Genomic DNA, 2,636 nt, shown 5'->3' with positions numbered 1-2,636 from the left:
CGTCCCTACCCACCGCCTCTGCCGACCAAGGTGTGGATCAACCAGCCACTCGCGACACCCCAGACCGACGCTTCACCACAAACCACGCAAGTAGCCTGATGTCTCAGCCGGTTTGACAGCTTCCGTCTGAGCCCGCGCCGGAGTGATCAGCCCAGCCGTCTGCGGCACCAGCGTGGGAGTCCAGGCGTTCACCGCCACGACGGCCGCCGCGCAGCTCAACGACCCGGCGCTGGTCTGGAGGTGGATCCGGCCACTGTTGTAGGTGATCGCCCGTACCTGGACACCGGTCACGATCTGGGCGCCGCGCCGCCGGGCGGCGTGTGCCAGCGCGATGACCAGCCGCATCGGATTGATCGACAGTGCGTCCGGCTTGTACAACGCGCCGCCGACATGCGCGGCGACCGGCGTGCCGATGAACCGGCCGAGCTGCTCCCGCTCCACGAGCTCAACCGGGAACCCGTCTGCCGCGAGAAGCTCGGCTCGCTCGCGGATGGCGTTCCATTGCGCCTGCCCGACCGCGAGACTGAGCTGGCCGTCGGCCGACAGTTCGCAGTCGATGTCCTCCTTGGCCACCAATTGGCGTACCAGCGCGACATTGCCGATGGTCGAGCGGTGCACCTCGCGGGCCAAAGTACTCCGAGCATCGCGACGGCCTGCGGATAAGGCATGGCCAGACCAGGCCCCACGAAGCCGGCGTTACGCCCACTCGCGCCGGTACCGGGAACGCCCGCTTCCAGCAGCAGCGGACCCAGCCCGGCCTCGGCCAACCAGTACGTGGTACTGACGCCAAGCAGCCCGCCTCCGATGACCACCACCTCGGCCTTCCCAGGTAGCCACCCCGACCGGGCCTGCCAGAAGGACACCGAGTCGGAAAGTGCTGCTGAGGATGACATCATCGCAACCGCTTCGTCACTCGACGATTCCACACCGCCGCCCCGGGCCATCCTGTGCGGCGCTCGCTGTCCTGTCCTATCACTTCGCCCTTGCCGCCGCCCAGGCCGAAGCTCTCATATCGCGCAAGGGCCTTCCGCCCCGCTGGATCATGTGCTGTGCCCGGCTCAGGTGAGACAGCCGAAATCTTGGACCAGGCCCGGAAGCGAGTTCTTCGGCGGTCACAGGGGCCGCCGAAGCTCCGCACCCTATCGCCCATTCGCACAAATTATCGAGCAGCGTTCTTACCGTGCGACACAAAACCCATCATACCTGGATATTTAGTGTCATATTACCCCAAGAACTACCGATGCTCAATTTTGTCGGAGGCGTTGATTACCTTTGCTGTATGGGCACCTCGGCACCGGCGGATCGATTCGCCATTCCCGACGATCACGTGCGCTCCATGGCACTGCAAGCCTCACTCCTGGCTGCGGACGCCCTGACCAAGCCAGCAATGAAAAGCAACAGTCGGGCAAGTGCGCTAGCCAGGGCGTACGGGCTCGTGATGGCATTGCGCGGCCCTGCACACCCGCTGAAGTTCACCGAGTTCCGGGCTCTAGTCAGAGGCCCTGTAGCCGGACTCCTTCCGCCAGGTTGCCCACCCGAAGGACTCGAGGCCATATACGCGATCAACCCGGAAACCGGCGAACGGAATGTCGAACTTGATGCCCTTGAAGGCGAATTCGGCGAGGTTGCACGCGAATGCGGCGTTCTGCCCTACTGGCCTTGGCTGCGCCAGGAGCTGACGGAGCACAAGGCATACGCGCTGTTCCGTAAGGGCGAGAATCAGGCAGCGTACCTCCTCAGGAGGAGCTTCGTCATCCGTAACGCGGCGGGAACGCAGGCGATGTTACAGACGATGCCCAAAGAGCTCAATGACCTATATGGACGGGTGCCAGAAGATCGCGTGTACGACCGCCGCTGCTTCCTCTGCCCATTGTGCCGATGGCCGATGCACGTGCTGCCCAATGGACCGATCGTCATGGTGTCGTGCGCCAACCGCGATCATCGCGATCGTGGCGCTCGATACCTGTTCGACGACGACGGACTCGATCGGGCTCCCCACCTCGTCAGGACCCATGACGTCCGGGATCGGCTTCTGGCTCCTGCCGCCGGTGACGCAATCGTGCATGAAGCCGTCCGGGTGCGCATGGTGGACCCCGCCTGCTGGCACTCACATGTCATCCCGGGGCTGCTAGAGACGGCTCTTCATGACGAGTTGAGCACTCGAGGCGTGCAGGTCGAGCTCTGGCCGGAGATGGATCGTTATGACCTGCGGGTTACCGTTGCCGGACGTCACCCTCGCGTGTGGAAGATCGACGTGAAGGAAGTGCTCTCAGTCGACGCCCTCATCAACCGGCTGGACAGGAAGGGTGCCGATGGCACCGGCCTGCACCTGGTTATCCCCGACCGCCTCAGCAGCAACGTCCCGCTGCTGCGACGCCGGCTCTCGAGCACTGGCTGGAAGGTGCAGACCGCCTCGCAGCTCGCGCGCGAGGTCTGCAGGGCCCAGGGGGTGCCATGGCGATAGGACGACGGGAGCCAGACAACGCGATGAAGGCCGCCGAGTTGGCCTTAGTATTACAACAACACTTCGTTAGTGTATGATCTTTGCTGTGTCTGAGTCGGTGACTGCGGAAGACCTGCATGCCTGGCTGGCAGGGTTTGATGAGCTGTTCGCGCGGGTGGCCGGACGGTTCGGG

The 2,636-nt window shown here is 64.1% G+C and carries 1 protein-coding gene and 1 pseudogene; one reads left to right on the top strand and one right to left on the bottom strand.

Going from position 1 to position 2,636, the window contains the following annotated elements:
• Positions 1 to 72 precede the first annotated feature (72 nt).
• Positions 73 to 893: pseudogene (locus ACBJ32_RS59290) on the bottom strand (NAD(P)/FAD-dependent oxidoreductase).
• Between the two features lie 386 nt (positions 894 to 1,279).
• On the opposite strand from ACBJ32_RS59290, the gene ACBJ32_RS59285 reads away from it, so the two are divergent.
• Entirely contained in the window at positions 1,280 to 2,464 is a 1,185-nt protein-coding gene (locus ACBJ32_RS59285; protein WP_375134389.1) for a hypothetical protein, read from the top strand.
• Positions 2,465 to 2,636 lie beyond the last annotated feature (172 nt).

This window comes from Nonomuraea sp. GTA35 (assembly GCF_041950525.1).
Lineage (GTDB): Bacteria > Actinomycetota > Actinomycetes > Streptosporangiales > Streptosporangiaceae > Nonomuraea.
The sequence above is the reverse complement of the archived record's forward strand: the minus strand, read 5'-3'. Positions and strand labels throughout refer to the sequence as shown.

Bases quoted from the DNA above. Each gene is read 5' to 3' on its own strand.
- ACBJ32_RS59285 (WP_375134389.1), top strand. From the start codon at position 1,280: ATGGGCACCTCGGCACCGGCGGATCGATTCGCCATTCCCGACGATCAC.